This is a genomic window from Exiguobacterium sp. s59, from assembly GCF_018617475.1.
Lineage (GTDB): Bacteria > Bacillota > Bacilli > Exiguobacteriales > Exiguobacteriaceae > Exiguobacterium > Exiguobacterium aestuarii.
The window spans coordinates 216,004-233,850 of the sequence record NZ_JACSKG010000001.1; the positions used below are offsets into that span (position 1 = coordinate 216,004).

Annotated in this window: 19 protein-coding genes; 15 read left to right on the plus strand and 4 right to left on the minus strand. The window is 49.1% G+C overall.

The features are described 5' to 3' along the window. Window positions 1-42: 42 nt before the first annotated feature. The 3 genes from KNO91_RS01125 to KNO91_RS01135 are packed head-to-tail and all read right to left on the minus strand — an operon-like array spanning window position 43 to window position 2,676. Window positions 43-1,692, minus strand: a complete 1,650-nt coding sequence (locus tag KNO91_RS01125; RefSeq protein WP_214815726.1) for a hypothetical protein — start codon at window positions 1,690-1,692, stop codon at window positions 43-45. Between the two features lie 17 nt (window positions 1,693-1,709). Next, entirely contained in the window at window positions 1,710-2,273 is a 564-nt protein-coding gene (locus KNO91_RS01130; RefSeq protein WP_214815729.1) for a prepilin-type N-terminal cleavage/methylation domain-containing protein, read from the minus strand. Continuing rightward, complete coding sequence (locus KNO91_RS01135; RefSeq protein ID WP_214760535.1) at window positions 2,221-2,676, minus strand: prepilin-type N-terminal cleavage/methylation domain-containing protein; 456 nt, start codon at window positions 2,674-2,676, stop codon at window positions 2,221-2,223. The genes KNO91_RS01130 and KNO91_RS01135 overlap by 53 nt, the downstream gene beginning before the upstream one ends. A gap of 158 nt (window positions 2,677-2,834) precedes the next feature. Here KNO91_RS01135 and KNO91_RS01140 point away from each other — a divergent pair, with 158 nt between their 5' ends. The 11 genes from KNO91_RS01140 (at window position 2,835) to radC (ending at window position 13,370) form a co-directional block, all read left to right on the plus strand. Next, window positions 2,835-4,046, plus strand: coding sequence for a G5 domain-containing protein (locus KNO91_RS01140; RefSeq protein WP_214815732.1), 1,212 nt, complete (start codon window positions 2,835-2,837; stop codon window positions 4,044-4,046). After that, window positions 4,043-4,327: a hypothetical protein gene (locus tag KNO91_RS01145; RefSeq protein ID WP_214794330.1), complete on the plus strand. Its 285-nt coding sequence runs from the start codon at window positions 4,043-4,045 to the stop codon at window positions 4,325-4,327. Before KNO91_RS01140 ends, KNO91_RS01145 begins: the two co-directional genes overlap by 4 nt. A 1-nt stretch (window position 4,328) precedes the next feature. Continuing rightward, a complete protein-coding gene (locus KNO91_RS01150) occupies window positions 4,329-5,999 on the plus strand; it encodes a GspE/PulE family protein (protein ID WP_214794328.1) in 1,671 nt (556 codons plus the stop codon). Beyond that, window positions 5,992-7,029: a type IV pilus twitching motility protein PilT gene (locus KNO91_RS01155; protein WP_214794326.1), complete on the plus strand. Its 1,038-nt coding sequence runs from the start codon at window positions 5,992-5,994 to the stop codon at window positions 7,027-7,029. Before KNO91_RS01150 ends, KNO91_RS01155 begins: the two co-directional genes overlap by 8 nt. Window positions 7,030-7,035: 6 nt before the next feature. After that, entirely contained in the window at window positions 7,036-8,253 is a 1,218-nt protein-coding gene (locus tag KNO91_RS01160; RefSeq protein WP_214815735.1) for a type II secretion system F family protein, read from the plus strand. A gap of 142 nt (window positions 8,254-8,395) precedes the next feature. Continuing rightward, entirely contained in the window at window positions 8,396-8,872 is a 477-nt protein-coding gene (locus tag KNO91_RS01165) for a prepilin-type N-terminal cleavage/methylation domain-containing protein (protein ID WP_214815738.1), read from the plus strand. Between the two features lie 84 nt (window positions 8,873-8,956). Then, complete coding sequence (locus tag KNO91_RS01170) at window positions 8,957-9,709, plus strand: prepilin peptidase (RefSeq protein WP_214815741.1); 753 nt, start codon at window positions 8,957-8,959, stop codon at window positions 9,707-9,709. Window positions 9,710-9,722: 13 nt separating this feature from the next. After that, the gene (gene pilM, locus KNO91_RS01175; RefSeq protein ID WP_214815743.1) at window positions 9,723-11,288 is read left to right on the plus strand and encodes a pilus assembly protein PilM; all 1,566 of its coding nucleotides are present in this window, start codon (window positions 9,723-9,725) and stop codon (window positions 11,286-11,288) included. After that, a complete protein-coding gene (locus tag KNO91_RS01180) occupies window positions 11,285-11,992 on the plus strand; it encodes a hypothetical protein (protein WP_214815746.1) in 708 nt (235 codons plus the stop codon). The genes pilM and KNO91_RS01180 overlap by 4 nt, the downstream gene beginning before the upstream one ends. 140 nt (window positions 11,993-12,132) lie before the next feature. Next, window positions 12,133-12,717: a Maf family protein gene (locus tag KNO91_RS01185; protein WP_214815749.1), complete on the plus strand. Its 585-nt coding sequence runs from the start codon at window positions 12,133-12,135 to the stop codon at window positions 12,715-12,717. Between the two features lie 23 nt (window positions 12,718-12,740). Beyond that, a complete protein-coding gene (gene radC / locus KNO91_RS01190) occupies window positions 12,741-13,370 on the plus strand; it encodes a RadC family protein (protein ID WP_074037954.1) in 630 nt (209 codons plus the stop codon). 242 nt (window positions 13,371-13,612) lie between these two features. On the opposite strand, the gene KNO91_RS01195 is transcribed toward radC, so the two are convergent. Continuing rightward, window positions 13,613-14,398 carry an oligosaccharide repeat unit polymerase gene (locus KNO91_RS01195; RefSeq protein WP_214815752.1) on the minus strand — a complete coding sequence of 262 codons (786 nt, stop codon included), beginning with the start codon at window positions 14,396-14,398 and terminating at the stop codon, window positions 13,613-13,615. Window positions 14,399-14,770: 372 nt separating this feature from the next. Between KNO91_RS01195 and KNO91_RS01200 the strand changes: the two genes are divergently transcribed. The 4 genes from KNO91_RS01200 (at window position 14,771) to mreD (ending at window position 17,847) form a co-directional block, all read left to right on the plus strand. Continuing rightward, window positions 14,771-15,211 carry a hypothetical protein gene (locus KNO91_RS01200; RefSeq protein ID WP_214815755.1) on the plus strand — a complete coding sequence of 147 codons (441 nt, stop codon included), beginning with the start codon at window positions 14,771-14,773 and terminating at the stop codon, window positions 15,209-15,211. Window positions 15,212-15,409: 198 nt separating this feature from the next. After that, window positions 15,410-16,447 (plus strand): rod shape-determining protein, encoded by a 1,038-nt coding sequence (locus tag KNO91_RS01205; RefSeq protein ID WP_214695333.1) that lies wholly within the window; start codon window positions 15,410-15,412, stop codon window positions 16,445-16,447. A 13-nt stretch (window positions 16,448-16,460) separates the two neighbouring features. Next, window positions 16,461-17,351, plus strand: a complete 891-nt coding sequence (gene mreC / locus KNO91_RS01210; protein ID WP_214794306.1) for a rod shape-determining protein MreC — start codon at window positions 16,461-16,463, stop codon at window positions 17,349-17,351. Window position 17,352: 1 nt separating this feature from the next. Beyond that, window positions 17,353-17,847: a rod shape-determining protein MreD gene (gene mreD / locus KNO91_RS01215; protein ID WP_083600174.1), complete on the plus strand. Its 495-nt coding sequence runs from the start codon at window positions 17,353-17,355 to the stop codon at window positions 17,845-17,847.

Below are 17,847 nucleotides of genomic sequence, written 5' to 3' on the forward strand. Positions count from 1 at the left end.
ATCGGCTTCTTCTCAACCAGAGAGGAAGCCGATTTTTTGAATTCATTTCAATTGAACGGGGTGACTGACGAAGAATTGCAGCTGATTCGTGATCGGTAATGTTTCGAGTTGATTAAACACGGAATCGTTATACGTCAGTTTTAAGCGAGACTTTTCGGCCTCGTGAGCCGGAACTTGACGATCGAAGTTCTCAGCTGGGCTTACGCCTTCCCCTCCGTTAAACGTCCCGCGGAAGACGTTCACTTCGAGTGGACCTTTACTGTACAGACCTCCGTTGACCTCGAGAATGGATCCGACCGCATACACATAGGTCGGTTCGTTCGAGTCACTATACATGAATGCCTGGAGCGTCGTCGGTGTGTCGTCAAACTCGTTGATTCGGTTCAACAGGATTTTCCCTTTAGATAAGAGAATGAGCGAGTTCCCTTTGTCTGCATCAATCGGAAGAATATTGGCACGGTCGATGAACGTATCGCCGAGCGTGTAGACCGTCGAACTGAAGGAGACGTCTCCTTTAATGGTCAAGTCACCACGTACAATCAGTGGCCGTGCAATCGTCAACTTCTCAAGTGATTCAATGACGACATCCCCCTCGAAAAGAAGAGGGGCATTCGACTCGGTGATGGATTCCGTGACATACATAGCACGATCCGAAATGGCATCTGGTAATGTCACGATGGTCGGGTCAGTGAGTGCGTTATAAGCATCCGCCCGTAAATACGAAGTCGGGCGTTCGATAATCGAGGTCCCATCTTCCGATAAAACCTTTTCGAGTTCGAATACTTGATTGGTCGAGCGAATCAGACCTTCTCCAAAGATTTTTGAGTCGACATTGTTGGTGTAGGCGAGCGGTGTGTCGAGTCGTCGATTTAAAAATTCGATGATCGAGTAGTCGTATTGGAATAGAGAGAAACGACTCGGGGATACCCCGGCGTCCGCCTTTTCGCCAGCTTGTTCCGTACCTACCGTGAAGTAGTTCTCTTGCTGGCAACTCAAGCAATCGCTCAATTCGACTAAATCGATTCGGCCATTCAAGTGAAGGCGACTGGAATCGACATTTTCAATCTGCTTCGCCACACCATCCAATTGGAAGTTCGCTTGACGCATGAAAGCGAGGGGACCACCTGAATAGATATTTCCTTGAATCGTCGGCATACCGTTCACGTCTAACTGTTCGTCAGACCCGAGGACGTAGTATAGGAAGGACGGGAGTGCCGTCAAATACAGGTCTTGTGTATATTCGACCGAAAGCTCAGGCTGTTCCGGATTCACTTGTCGAGACGCCGTGACGTTCACTTGCAAGATGGTGGTGAATGGTGCCGTCTGTACCGCAGTTTCGGTTGCATCTCGCTTCAGTTCGATCGAGTAGCGAACTTCACTATCTGTCGTCAATGCGGTGAATGGTTCATCGTCGACAATGAGAGATTGCACTTTGCTATTAAAAGCTGTTTCGGACTCCATATGAGCTGGGACCTCCATATCGCCATGAAGCGGGAATTGAGTCCGAATCTCATCGGCAATGAGTCGAAGTGCACTTTTCGCATCTTCATTCAATTGTGTGTCTTCCGTTCGGATGACCGTCAGTTTGTTTGTCGCCAAGTTGACTTGCATGGCAGCTAGTGACAGAACAGCTAGAGCTGCCATCGTTACGAGCACAAGCACGAGGACGTAACCGTCTTCACATTTTCGCATCAAGATACCTCCTTTTCTTAAAATGGGATCGAACTTTCGAACGTGGTCACCGAATCTGGGTCATTCGTCTGACTCAAGTCCATCTCGATTTCAATCAATCCTCCAGTCATATATGTCGGGCGTCTTGGGTCAAAGATAGGGTCCTTCAATTCAATGGTCATCCGTTCCACAATGATTTGGGGATTAGACGGAGTGAATGAATCGGGTGACAGCACCAACTCGCTCGGGACGTATCCAGCCTCTCGGTAAATCATTCCGGCATCGGAGATGCCTGGCGTGGACAAACGATAAAATTGGAATGTCCCATCGACTTCCGTCACCGCGTCAAATTCAGTTCGGTTCACGTCAGAGAGGACCGATGCGATCAAATAATCCGCCTCACTCCGAAGTTCACTCGTTTCGTTCGTCATCTGAAAGCCGAGCGTTCCTGTAATGAAGGCCGTGATGATGACCCCGCTTAAAATCGATGCGACGACGACCGTGACGAGTAACTCAACGAGCGTGAAGCCGTCTTCACGTTTTGTTTGATCAGTCAGTTGTCGGTACAGCCGTCTCAGGGAACGGTTCGCGTAATGTCGCATTCGATATGACTCCTTTCAAGGTGACAGGCGTTTGAAGCCGGTCGGTCGTCACCGAGATTTCGACCTCGATTGTGTGCCCGGGTACGGTAGACAACGATTGAATCGCTGCGACGTACGTATCCCCATGAATCCGTGTGTCTTCACAAAAATCGCATGTCGAACTGATCCCGTCCCGATTCAGCAATTGACGTAATTCGAGCGGTTGCTCGATCGTTGCGGCCCTACGGTTCAATGTATGTAAGGTGTTTTGAGCCACTTGGTTGGCAATCGTCTGATTGAGACTGTCGTGGGTCGTCTTCAGACTTTGAGTGAAAATGGTAAGTAGGGAAAATGAGACAATCGAGAGAACGACGATGGAGACGAGTACTTCGACGAGCGTAAAACCTTTTTCGTTATGCGACAAAACGTTGACCTCCTATTCAAAAAAAGTAAAACAATCGGTAAATAACGTATGGAATAATGAATAAATTGTTATTTTTTGTACAATACATATTATACTAAAGTTACACACTGAACGGATACAAAGAATAGTGGACATATAAGACATAGGGGGATTTTTAAATGAAGCGGTATGGGATGCATCTTTTCATTCTGATCGGACTCGTCGCACTCGTGACGTTGCCGACCATCGGACTCGTCAATTACTTAGATGCGTCCGCCGAGTCAAGTACTACATATACAGAAACAACAGTCGCGGGCGTCGATGTTTCGGGAATGACGAAGGAAGAGGCTGACGTTCGTCTCGATAACGCCATCAAAGATTTCAACACGATGCCGTTTTCGGTCAATCTTATGGACGGCACCGCCATTGAGATCGGAAAAGAAGTCGTGACGTTTGACGTACCGAACACGCTCGATTCCATCACGGATGAGGGTGAATACCCACTGTTGACCGCAATCGATGAGTCAAAAGTCGAACCATATCTCGATGGTCAACCTGTAACGATGACGATGATTGCCCCGGCATTGATGGAAGCGGCATCGATGCTTGAGTCAACGGTCGCATTGGAACAAGTCGCGGCAGAGAGTGAAGTCGTTGCTTCATTTACCGTGAGCCCGACTCCGGCGATGCAGTCCACGCTCGATCGAATGAACGGATTCGAGATGGCAGCAGGTGATATCTTTAGCCTCAAATCGTTCGGGGAAGACTTTGAGGCGCTCACGACGCTCGGCTCTTCGTTTTATCGCATGTTCGCTGCCACGCCGTTCGCTATTCTTGAACGTGTGCCGCATGAGACGCTCCCGTCTGGTGTCGAACTCGGATATGACACGAAAGTGGACGCCCGCTCGAACTTTGCGGTCCAAAACCGTGAGGAGTCGTCATACGCCATTCTCGTTTTGAATGAAGGGAATGCGGTGACCGTCCAATTATTAGGTCAACCATTTGAATCGGCTTACGAGGCACGTGTGGAAGAAGTGACTTCGGTTCCTTATCAAAAAGTCGTCCGTTTCTCTTCGTCACTACCATCAGGCAGCTCCTCTGTCACACAATCCGGGCAAAGTGGCCAGTCAGGCAAGTTGTACCGTGTCAAAGTGACCGAAGAAGGAGAAATGATGGAATTGCTCGGATTTGATTTTTATGCACCGACACCGGAAATCGTGACGAAGAGCTCGGTACCACTTCCGCCACCTGAACCGGTCGAACCGATCATTCCAACATTCCCAGATGAAGAGGTGGAAGAAGACCCGATTTTTGACGATGAAGTAGATGACAACTTTGAAGAACCACCCGTATTTGAAGAAGACCCTGCAGATCAGGAGGCAGTCGGATGATTGGTTATATGATTTTACTTGGCTTTTGGGTATTGGCCACATTGACGTTGTTCGCCTTGTCTGTCCCATCGATGAAAAAGCGTGAAACGAAACTGCTCATCAGTTTATGGACGGCACTTCTTTCGGCAGGGATTTACTATATGGTGACGGAGTCATTGACTCAAGCCTGGTGGGCGTGGTTCATACTCGTTGTCATATTGATTGGTGGAGTGACCGCTAGTACTTTCGTCGAAGAGAGGGAAGTCGAGCAAGAGGAGGCTCCTCAAAGGATGGTGAAGTAACGTGAGACGAACGAAACGAAGACTCGGCGAGATGCTCATCGAGGCGGGACTCATTACGACGAGTCAGCTCGATGAGGCGCTCGAACAAAAACGGCCTGGTGAAAAACTGGGGGATACACTTATTCGGTTGAATCACATTACCGAAACGCAATTGATTCAGATGATTCATGAACAACTACATGTACCGATTATCGAGCTGTATGCTCAGGATATCAACGTGACGGTGACGAAGCTCGTACCGAAAGCATTGGCGCAAAAACATGACGTCATGCCGTATCAGTTGATTGGAAACACGCTTCATATTGCGACAGCCGACCCACTCGATTTGATTGCGATCGATGACGTCCGTTTGCAGACTGGGATGAATATCGAGATTGGCATTTCGACACGTGAACAAATTCGAAAGACAATCAGTCGTTATTATGAGATGGATCATTCACTCGTCGAGATTTTAAAAGAAGATGCACCGGAGATGGATCGACAAGAAACGATGAATCGGGACGATGCCCCAATCATTCGCCTCGTGAACCAAATCTTTTTAAGCGCAATCGATCAACGAGCATCAGATATCCATTTCGACCCGCACGAGAAACAACTTCATGTCCGCTTTCGGATTGATGGAGATTTGCGTACGGAAACGATTTATCCGAAGAAAATTCAAAGTGTCATGCTGACGCGCCTTAAAGTGATGAGTAACCTCGACATCACGGAAAGTCGCTTACCGCAAGACGGACGAATCAAATATACGTTACGCAATCGCGCCTATGACTTCCGTGTGTCGACGCTTCCGACGATGTACGGGGAGAAGATTGTAATTCGAGTGCTCGACTCGTCGCAAGGACTTACGGATTTGACGAAACTAGGGTTCGGGGAACGTAACGAGCAAGCATATCGCGAGATGCTCAAACGTCCAAACGGCATTATTCTCATCACCGGTCCGACCGGTTCAGGGAAGTCGTCGACTCTCTATGCCTCACTAGTAGAGTTGAATGACGAGACGAAAAACATCATCACGGTAGAAGATCCGGTCGAGTATCAGCTAGATGGCATCAACCAAGTTCAGGTCAACTCGAAAGTCGGCTTGACGTTTGCATCCGGTCTTCGTTCGATCTTACGACAAGACCCGAACATCGTCATGGTCGGGGAGATTCGAGACACCGAAACAGCCGAGATTGCCATTCGAGCCTCACTTACGGGACACCTCGTCCTATCGACACTACATACAAACTCGGCCATTAGTTCGATCACCCGTCTCGTCGACATGGGAGTTGAACCGTTCCTCGTCGCTGCTTCGACGACCGGACTCGTCGCGCAGCGTCTCGTACGACGCGTCTGTCGTGACTGTGGTCAGGCAGAACCGGTCTCGAAAAGTGAGCAACGTCTCTTCGAGGCAGAAGGCATTCACATTGACCGAATTGTTCGCGGGAAAGGATGCGCCTCGTGCAACTCGACAGGATATCGTGGGCGTCTCGCCATTCATGAAGTGATTCCAATCAACGAAGGGTTACGACGGATGATCATGAACCAGGCGACCGAGTCTGAGATGGTGGAATATGCGAAGTCGCAAGGCGCGACGTTCTTACTGGCTGACGGATTAGAAAAAGTCGCAGCCGGGTTGACGACGACGGAAGAAATATTACGAACGGTCATTACGGAGAGTGCTTATGATTAATCAATCGATTGAAGTCATCTTGACGAATGCGGTCGAGCGACGCGCCTCAGACATTCATTTGACGGCGGGTTCTCCACCGATCATTCGGGTAGATGGGAGTCTGATCACGATGGGCGAGGAGAAAGTGCTGCCTCATCATCTTGAAGGGTTTTTAAAAGAAATTATGACGGATGATATGCGTGAACGTCTCGAACATGAGCGTGATCTCGACTTCTCGTTCGGGGTGCCGCGTGTCTCACGCTTCCGTGTCAACGCCTACTATCAAAGGGGAACGATTGCGATTGCATTCCGTTCGATTTCTGGGGAAATCCCGACATTAAATGAACTCAACTTGCCGACGGTGTTGAAGCGATTGATTGAGAAGCCACATGGTCTCATCCTCGTGACAGGGCCGACCGGTTCTGGGAAATCGACGACACTTGCGGCGATGATTCATGAGATCAATCGGACGCAACGAAAGCGGATCATCACGTTAGAAGATCCGATCGAGTATTTGCATTCACATGATCAAAGCATCGTCGACCAACGCGAAATTGGTTCGGACGTCATGAAGTTCGTGAGCGGTCTAAGAGCCGCTTTACGACAAGATCCGGACGTCATTTTGCTCGGGGAGATGCGTGACTTGGAAACGATTTCGACGGCGATGACAGCAGCCGAGACGGGGCACCTCGTCATGGCGACGCTCCACACGTCGAGTGCGATGTCGACCGTGAGCCGGATCATCGATGCGTTTCCGGCGGAGCAGCAAGACCAAATTCGGACGCAACTTGCGAACGTATTGATTGGCGTCGTCAGTCAACGATTGTTCCCACGGATCGATGTGCCGAAAGGTCGTGTCGCTGCCATGGAGATTATGTTAGGGAACCCGGCTGTCGCCAACTTGATCCGAAATGAAAAAGAGTTCCAGCTTCCGACCGTCATCCAGACGAGTCGACAGCATGGCATGCAGTCGATGGATGCCGCGATCGAACAGCTCGTTCGGCAAGGGATCATCAATCCGAACGCCGTCCCGACAGAAGAGATGAGGTGATGAGTGATGGCGATATTTCAGTATGAAGGCAAGCTCCTGAACGGGAAGCGTAAGAAAGGTCGCATCACGGCCGTCTCGCTTCGGGAGGCGAAAGATAAATTACGACAAGAATCGATTCTCGTGACGGACTTGTCCGAGCTCGAGTCGACCGGACTGAACAAAGAGGTCAACATCCTGCCAGAACGCGTCAAGATTGAACATCTGATCATGTACGTGAGACAGTTTGCGACGCTGATCCGTGCAGGGGTACCCATTGTACGTGCGACTTCGATTCTAAGAGTCCAAACCGAATCGAAAGTATTGAAGAAGACGCTCAGTCAGGTTGAGGACGATTTGAAAGAAGGGATTGCCTACTCTGAGGCGATCAAGAAACATCCGCGCGTCTTTTCGAACTTCTTTAGTTCGATGGCACTCGCCGGGGAGACGAGCGGGAACTTGGAGGAGGCGCTCGACCAAATCGGTCTCCAACTCCAGAAGCAGTATGATGTAAAGCGGAAAGTCATTTCTGCGCTCACGTATCCGTTGGTCGTCTCAATCGTCGCCATCGGCGTGGTCGCGTTCTTGATGGTGAACGTCGTCCCGACGTTCGCAAGCATCTTCGGGCAACTTGGCGGTGAGCTTCCGCTCATCACAAGAATTGTCGTCGCCGTTTCGGACTTTATCGCAGCGTTCTGGTGGCTCTTACTCGCGATTGCGGTGCTAGGGGTGCTTGTGTTCACGTGGATGTTGAAGCGGGACCGAGAACGATTCGTCATTGACCGATTGTTGCTCAAGATGCCGATTTTTGGACCAATCGTGACGAAGTCGCAAATCGCGTTACTCACGCGAAGTTTAGCCGTTTTGTTACAGGCAGCGGTCCCGATTTTGACGGCCATCGAAATCACGGAACGTATCGTGTCGAATCGCGTTATCCGCAAGGGATTGACGGAGGCACGTGAAATGATGGCACAAGGGATCCCGCTCCACGAGCCGCTCATGCGTAACTCGAACTTTCCTCCGCTCATGACACAGATGATTGCGGTCGGGGAAGAGAGTGGGGATTTGGACTCGATGTTGAACGAAGTCGCCGAGTTTTATGAGACCGAAGTTGAGACGACAACGGACCGACTGAAGTCCATCATCGAACCGCTTCTTATCGTTGTTCTCGCGAGTGTCGTCGGGGTGATTGTCATCTCCATCGTGGTCCCGATGTTCCAAATCTATGGCGATATTCAAAATCAATAAAATGAATATGCAAAGTATTGAAAATATACCTTTTCAATACTAAATTTAGAAGGTATAGTAAAATTGTTCTACTTCTAGTTTAGGTCTTTCGTAATGAATCTAGCTTACATGCAGCACAACACACAAAAGGGGAGAATGAATCATGGTAGAGAAGTTGAAAATGATTTGGCAAGATTCCAAACAATTAAAAGATGAGCGTGGACTCACACTCGTCGAGTTGCTCGTCGTCGTCGTTATTTTAGGAATTATCGCAGCCATCGCAGTCGTTGCGATTGGTGGGATTATTGAGAACTCGAAGAAGGATGCAATGGTTGCCGATGCGAAGCAGATGGTAAGTGCAGCGAAGTTGTATACTGCATCGAATCCACTTGATTCTGGTGGAACTGATACGCTAGTTTTTGAATCTAGTACGATTACTGGTTCTGATGGTTCTTCATACGTCTCAGAATTAAAAGATCCATTTGATACAGCAAATACTTACGATGATGCAGTCGTTTATATCACTGAGAGCGGCGGTCAGTATTCATATGAAGTAACTTTAAAAGGTGATAAAGAACTATTAGATGGAACTAATAAAAAAGTAGCAGAGAAAAAACTTGATAAAAAACTTGTGAACTAATATTTTCCGGCTGGCGCTGGGCACTCGCTCAGCCTAGCCGGTTTTCTGTTTTTGGCATATACTGACAAAAAGGAGGATCCTCCCTTGATTGAACTGATTGGATTCTTATATAGCATCGTCCTCGGGGCGGTCATCACGTCGTTCACCAACGTCGTCGGGCTCCGCGTGCCACGCCAACAATCCATCGTGACGCCGGGGTCACATTGTCCGTCTTGCGGTCATGAATTGTCACCGTGGGAACTCATCCCGATTTTCGGCTATCTCGCTCTTCGTGGGAGATGTCGTGGGTGTGGCGAGCGGATCGCGCCGACGTATCCGATCTTTGAGTTACTCGGAGCCATCGGATATGGCTATAGCTATACGCTTTACGGATTTAGCATGACGACGCTCCTCGCGTTCGCCTTCTTATCGACGTTGTTGGCGCTCGCAGTATCTGATTTATCGACGATGCTCGTGCCGAACGTCATCTTGCGTATCACGGCACCGGTATTACTCGTCCTTACCTATGTGGCAGGGGCCACGTGGTGGTCACCGCTTGCTGGGGCATTTCTTGGATTTTCTCTTTTAGCGACCGTCTTTTTCGTCTCGAAAGGGGGACTTGGGGCAGGGGACGTCAAATTGTTTACTATGATTGGTCTTGTGCTCGGTCCTCGTGATGTACTCGTCGCTTTGTTCTTGTCGAGTTTGATTGGAGCGGTTGTCGGAGTGGCCTTGATCGCCTCAAAGAAAATTGGACGAAAACAACCGATTCCGTTCGTGCCATCGATCGCGCTCGGGACGATGTTGACGTTTTGGTTTAGTGAAAGCTTTTTTGATTGGTATTTTGAGTTGATGTAGGGGGAAAACGATCATGAGTCGTGGGATAGAGAAAGGGACGGTCACCTATTTTTCGTTTGATGCACTCAGCATCCACGGTGCCGTCATCAAGCAAGGTGTGTTCAAGCGAAGCGCCTCGGTTCAGTTGGCGAAAGATGCGTATGGAGAAGGAAAAATCCTCGACGAGACCGCGTTCAGTCTCGCCTTCGACGAACTTTGTCGTAAGTTGAAAGTCCGACGTGGCATGACGTGTGCGGTCGCATTGGACGAGACCGAAGTGTTGTCACGGAAAGTCGAGATTCCTTCTACGATTCCGAAAGACGAAATTCGTGGGTACTTGTTCATGGAAATCGGTAGTTCCATCATCTTGCCGTTCGATGATGTGTCGTTCGATTATGAAGTGTTAGGTGAAGACGGGGTCAAGACGGACGTTATGCTTCATGCCGTATCGATTGAGCTGACGAAGTCGCTCCGCTCGTACATGAAAAAACGTGGTCTCGCTTTGAAGAAGATTACGCCACGCTCGGTCGCGGTCGCGAATGGTGTCATGCGTTTATCGGAGATCGATTCACTTCAGTCGACACTGATTTGGCATGTGACCCCGTTCTCGCATCAATTGCTCGTACTTGAAGAGGGGCAGATTCGCTTCATTCGTTCCATCGAGTCGGACCTCCCGTACCAAGTCGGGACGAAAGATGGCGTCGTGACGTATACATACAATGGGACAGATGAGATGAAAGCGAACCAGATGGACGACTGGTTGAACGAACTCGCCCGCTTCCTCGACTTCTACCGTTATTCGCTACGGACTGATGGTCGTGCCATCGACCACTTGTACGTCTCAGGTACGGTACCTGAAGTGGACGACTTGGTCCGCATGATTCAAACTGAATCTCTTGTTCCCGTGACACGGGTCGAACAACCGCTCGCGATTGCGCACGGGACGCCGCTCTCGCATCAGATGCTCCCACTACTCGGGATGGCGACCCTGCAACGTGACCAAGATACGAACTTCATCAACTCGACCGATGTGACGCTCCGCTGGCCGATCGTGACGGGACTCGTCGCATTACTCCTCGGTGGAGGGGCGGCCGGTTATCTGTACTATGAGGTCGGTCAATTGGAAGCGGATCAGGCACGTATCGAAGAAGAACTTCAGCTCGTGGAGATTTATCAAACGGAACAGGTGAACTCGAAGGCGCAACAAGTGCTCGCCCTCGACCAGACCGTGACGGCGTTGACGGATATGGAGAAGGATGCGGTACCGGCACTACGGGCGTTGACGGAACAATTGCCTCCGACGGGATACGTCTTGACGTATAACTACGAGGACGGCTCGATTATGAGCGTGCGGACTCAGTTTGAGACGCTTGAGGATCTGAACGCTTTCCAACGTTCGCTCATGACCGATGAACGCTTCCTTGACGTGAAGCTCCTCGGCGTGACGACCGAGTTGAAGGCGGCAGAAGAGGAAGAGGAGAACTCATTCGAAGAAGATCCACTTCCACGTTATATTGGAGAGTTCACGTTCATGTTCCAAGACGTGGAGGAAGAATTGACTGAAGAAGAGGAAGCAGATGCGGAGGTGGTGAGTCAATGAAACGTTCGACAATTTATGCGTTATTTGCGATTTGCCTCCTCATAGCCATCGTAGCACCGGCTTACTTCGGATATACGTATTTCATCAAACAAGGTGAAGTCGAGGCGCTTGAACGCGACCTCTCGCTTGAACGGACGAAACTTGAACTGTTGCGTCAGGAAGGCAAAGCCGTTGATGTAGCGGACTCACAAACGCTCCAGACACGAGTTCCGACAGCCCCTGCACTCGACACGGTCGTCGAGGCGTTGTCTCAGGCGAGCCTGCTCGCTGGTGTTGATGTGACAAGCATCGCCTTCGCGGACGGTTTGGTGGCTGAGTCGGAAGTACCCGAGACGGTCGAACCGTTCAATCCGGCTGACGTCAGTGAGACGAACGAACCGGCTGAACCGACAGACGTTGCACCGGTCAATGCTTCGACCGTTCGTTCAACCGTGACCCTTCAGGCCGAGACGTACGATGCCCTCGTCTCGTTCTTAGAATCGATCGAGTCGATGAACCGCATCCATGTGTTGCGAACGGTCCAGTTCACAGGACCTGCCGAGACGGGACCGAATACGGTCGAAGAAGTACAGGCGCTTGATTTTACGGTCGAGCTGGATGCTTTCTATCGCCAGGACCTCGATCAGCTCGTTCCAGATCGCTACATCCCAGAACCGGCGTTCGAGCAAAAGGATATCCCGGTCTATGATTACACGACACCATGAATCGACACGTCCCTTCACAAAATGAAGGGGCGTTTTTTCGACCCGAGTGATTGTGTTTATGACGCGTGTTGCCTACAATCAACAGAGAAGTGAGAAACGGCAAGGAAGCCCGTTTCAGAAGAAGAGAAGGAGTCGATACAATGAATACAACACAGAAGCGTGTCATCCTCGCCTCGATGTCACCACGACGCACCGAGTTACTCAGGAAAGCGGGCATCGAGCATGAAGTTATCCCATCGAACGTGACGGAAGGTACGGACGGTAAGGAATCACCGAGTGAGTATGTTGGGCGTCTCGCCCGCGAAAAAGCGTTGGACGTGGCGCGTGATCATCGAGATGCCATTGTGGTCGGTGCAGATACCGTCGTCGTTTTAGACGGTGTCATTTTGGAAAAACCAACTGACCGTGAGGATGCGAAACGGATGCTTGAACGCTTATCCGGCTCGACTCATGAAGTGCTCACCGGTGTGAGCATCATCGGTGCGACCCAAGACTTGTTCGTTACGACGACGCATGTAACGTTCGATGTGATTCCCGAGAGTTGGATGGAAGACTACCTCGATTCAGAAGAGCCGTATGATAAGGCAGGTGCCTATGGCATCCAAGGGTCGGGTGGTCTTTTCGTTGAGAAAATCGAAGGTGATTTTTATAACGTCGTCGGCTTACCGATCCATCCGCTCGTCAAGACGCTCGACCGGCATGGGGTGACGCCTCGCTTCCTGTGAATGCCTTGAAAGTAGGTGAAGGAATGACCATGGTGCTTGACCGTAGTGTAGAGACCGCCATCGCCAGATTGCTTCAAATCGGAGGACGGGGACCCGACCCGATGGAGACGGCGCGCCGCATCTCGGACGTGTATCCAACGCTACGGGCGCTGTCGCAGGCGTCCGTTCATGATTTGTGCAAAATCGAAGGGATGACGAAGAAGAAAGCGGAGCAACTCCTCGCCGCGTTCACAATCGGGATTCGCTACGTCGAAGAACCGAAAGTGAGTATGCCGACGATTCGGTCGCCACAGGATGCGTATGAGTTGTTGCGGGATGAGTTGCGGCTCTTGAATCAGGAGCATTTCGTCTGTCTGTATTTGAATACGAAGAATCAACTGATCGCCCGGAAGACGCTTTTTGTCGGTGGGCTCAATTCGTCGATTGTGCATCCGCGCGACGTATTCCGCGAAGCGCTCAAATTGTCTGCGGCGTGCTTTATCGCCGTGCACAACCATCCGAGCGGGGACGCGACGCCGAGTCGGGAAGACATCGAAGTGTCTGAGCGGTTGGTCGAAGCGGGTAACATCGTCGGCATCGCGTGTCTCGATCACGTCATCATCGGGGAAGACCACTATGTCAGTATGAAGCAGCGGGGATATATGAATGGGTGAGATGATTGGATTACCTGTCTCTTATCTTTGAAAAAAGATCACTCACATCAGAACTGGATTATTTGAATGATTCTGTTGAATTTGTCGTTTTATTAACGGATAATATTGAAACTAAAGTGCAAAGAAACTAGATAAAAACCACCTCAATTGAACTGTTCAAGTAAAGTTAGACAGAAAATCTAACTTCTAAGGGTAGTTCAAAATAGGTGGTTTTTATTTGTATTGCGTTACGATAATAGAGCTCAATAATGTGTCGCTAAAAATTCCTCTAACATTTGATTAACTTCATTCATCAAAATTCCACCTTCGGTAATTTGATTTGTATCAAGAGCTTTGACTCCATTAATCCCTGCATCAGATGCTTGTTGTGTTTTTTCAATGATTTGTATGTAATCAGTTTTTGCTTGCTCACGTGTAGGTGGTGCATCTAACTCATTAGCATTTTCCATCATTCTATCCAGCATTTTATAGATTTCTCCTGAGGCGTATTCAAACTCTTCGCTTTGTCCTGCCATGGGATCACTAGATAACAGTATAAAGAGTTCGCCAATTAATCCTAAACCATTTCCTAATTCGTTAACCTGACTTTGGAGATCGGCATCGAAAAGCATTTCTTCTAGCTCGAGTGCTTCAGCCTTTGCTTGTTCAGCGTCTTCTTTTTTCCTCATTTCTTCTTCAGCTTTACGAGCCGCTTCTTCCTCTTCTGCTTTCTTAGCAGCCGCGTCCGCTTTTTCTTGCTCTTTTTTAGCTGCTTCTTTAGTCGCAACAACGTCTTCAGCAGTTGGCTCTTCCGTTTTATCTTCCGCCTCGACAGTAATAGTTTCGGTTTCTTTAACTGCGGTTGTACCAGACTGATTTGTATCAGACTCACCGAATAGGTTACCGATAATTAGAAAACCAAAGAAAATACTAATGATAATGCGCGCTATTTTGTTAAATTTCTGATATTTCCACATCAAGAACAATCCAACTGGGAAAAACAAAAGCAACATAATTACAGTAAACCATGTCTTTTCATAAAACTTCATTATAATAATGGCCTCCTAAAAATAATCAAAATGTAATATTATTATAGCTTTTATTATCTTGGTAAATTTAATAATTGTGAAACTTTATTTAGGAATCATTCGACAATAATATAAAATTGGTGTCGAAATTTCAAATTATACATATATTTATATATCAATTCACTTCTAAAGAAAAATTTAGGAAGAGATAACTTGGTAGGAGGAAATGAAATACTGATTACGTAAACTTAATCTCGTTTGAAAACATCTCTACATCTCCCTACAACAATCTATCCTTCATTTATTGAAGAGATTGTGACGAGGGAGAAAGAATATACAATTTCCTCCAATTGACTCGTGGACTTTGATAAAATATCAGGTGAGGTGTTCAACATGGAAAAAATCATCTGGTTGTTCATGCTTGGTGTATCGCTCCTCGTGAGCTACGTCCAACTAGACGCGACCATCTTCTCGCTCGTCCTGTTCGTCCTATTTTTATTTGTGAGTACGGCGCTATTCCTTCGGTTCGACGAGGACCACTGGCTCGACCGTGTCTCACCAATCGTCGGTGTCGGGGTAGGAATTCTATCACTCATCGCCTATCTTGGTCTTGTTATGGTCTCTTTCAATGAACTCGATCAACTTGGCATGTGGACGGTGCTCGTCCGCTTACTTCTCATGTATGTTGGAATCTACATATTCGTGATGACGACGACAAGCTTTTTAGCCGGAGCGACGCGTGTGAAACCGTCCCGCTTCTTTCGACCGGTGCTGATCTTCTCTGTCTTCTTCTACGGCGCGATGTTACTCCTCCCGCTCCAACCAGGTTTGTAACCGTTCTCTCTTAGGCAGACGCTTACTCGCGTCTGCTTTTTTTGATTTGCCTTTTTCCTCAAAAGAAGGCAAACTAGTAGACGGTGAGACAGGACTGAGATGCGGTTATTGTAAATAACCTGTAATCGAATGAACGTTTTCAAACATGATTTTTCCGTTATAATAAAAAATAGTGTAACGAAGAGAGGAGCAACACCTATGTTTCGTAGTTTTAACCGAGAAATCGGAATCGACCTTGGAACGGCTAACACGCTCGTTTACGTAAAGGGTCAAGGAATTGTTGTTCGTGAACCGTCCGTTGTGGCGTTCCGTACAGATACAGGTAGAATTGAGGCCGTTGGTAACCAGGCCAAAGATATGATTGGACGTACGCCAGGGAACGTCTCTGCTCGTCGTCCGATGAAAGACGGCGTTATCGCTGACTTTGAAACGACAGCAACGATGATCAAATACTTCATGGAGCAAGCTCAAAAATCAAAAGGCGGTTTGTTCTCATCGAAGACGAACGTCATGATTTGTGTGCCAAGTGGTATCACGTCTGTTGAAAAACGTGCTGTCGAAGACGCTGCGAAACAAGCAGGGGCTCGTGAAGCATACACAATCGAAGAACCGTTCGCGGCAGCAATCGGCGCAGGTCTCCCGGTTTGGGAACCGACTGGCTCGATGGTCGTGGATATCGGTGGCGGTACGACCGAAGTCGCAGTGATCTCACTCGGCGGCATCGTGACAAGCCAATCGATTCGTGTCGGTGGTGACGAAATGGATGACGCCATTATTCGTTACATCAAAAACAAGTACAACCTCATGATCGGGGAACGTACGGCCGAGACGCTCAAAATGGAAGTCGGTTCGGCGCGCATCGACGCATCGAACGAGGCGGAGAAGATGGAAATCCGTGGTCGCGACCTCGTGACGGGACTTCCGAAACAAATCGAAGTGTCGTCTACAGAAGTATGCGAAGCACTCTCGGATACAGTCGAAGCCATCTTGGCAGGTGTCAAGCAGACGCTTGAACAAACACCACCAGAACTCGCGGCTGACGTAATGGACCGTGGAATCGTCTTGACAGGCGGCGGCGCGCTCCTCAAAAACTTGGACGACGTCATCTCAGACGAGACGCACATCCCGACACTCGTTGCGGATGAGCCACTCGACTGTGTAGCAGTCGGTACAGGAAAATCTCTTGAAATGATGGACGTCCTCCGTTCGAAATCAGGCATCTCGTCACGTCGATGAGAGGTGAGACACGATGAGCCGATTCGTACGCAATAAAAAGCTCATCATCACGCTAATTGTACTGATCTTGTTTTTCGTCATTTTAGGGGTTTCGATTCGAGGACGATCGGAATCAGCCTGGTACCAAGACGTCACGCGTGATGTGGTCGGCACGTTCCAGCGAGTGTTCGCGGTACCAATCGGATGGATGGACTCGACGGTCTCATCCATCTCGGACGTCCGCGACATCTACGAAGAGAACCGCCAACTAAAAGAACATTTGGCGAAGTACGCCGAGGTATCGGTTGAGGCAGATGACTTGCGCCGTGAGAATGAGGAGCTTCGAAAAATGGTCGAAGCGAAAGACAAGTCGTTACGCGACTTCGACCTCATTCCTGCGGAGGTCATCGGTCGGACACCGAACGATTGGCAACGCTACGTCACCATCAACGTCGGTTCTGAACGCGGCGTTGAGAAAGGCATGGCCGTGACCGCAGCGAGCGGAATGGTCGGTCGTGTCATTCAAACGAGTGCCTATACGTCACAAGTGCAACTGCTCAGCGACAACAACCGGACGAACAACGTCTCGGCTGTCGTCAAAGATGCGGACGGCAAAGCGACATATGGGACGATTGACGGGTTCGATACGGAGACGAACGAGTTGTTCTTTACGAAAGTATCGAATAGCGTCAAGTTGAAAGAAGGAGAAATCGTATCGACCTCTGGACTCGGGGGACGTTACCCGGCCGGACTCGTCATCGGTACGATCGAGTCGATCGAGACGGATGAATATGGCGTCTCGCAAGTCGCCCGAATCAAACCGGAGGCCGACTTCAATGAGTTCTCACAAATGTACGTGATTGATCGGACACTAGACGAACCGTTTCTAACGGGTCCCGAGGAAGGAGGAGCAGCGGGTGAGTAACATGAAAGTGTTCATCGCCCTGTTCCTCCTTTTTCTTATTGAAGGAACATGGGCATCGATTTTCTCGTGGCACTATGCCACGCCCTATCTCTTATTGACGTTGATTGGGCTGATGTTCGTCAGTCTGTATGGCAGATGGGAGACGGCGCTCGGGTTCGGTCTTGTATTCGGGTTGCTGTATGATATCGTCTATACCGACTTGCTTGGAATTTATGTATTTACTTTTTCACTCATTCCTCTCTTAGCCAGCTTCGTGTTAAAATATATAGGTGAGAACTTCTTCTCCGTCACCATCACCTTTACGTTCATGATTGTCGTATTCACAGTTGCGATATACGGGATCATGGCGGCGATCGGTGGGACGTTGATGACGATTCAAACACTATTGATTGAACAGATTCCAGGGACCGTGCTCGTCAATGCCATCGCCATCGTGATTCTTTATTATCCGATGATGCGGTATGTGACGATCCGACCTGTTGTGAAAAGAGGGTAG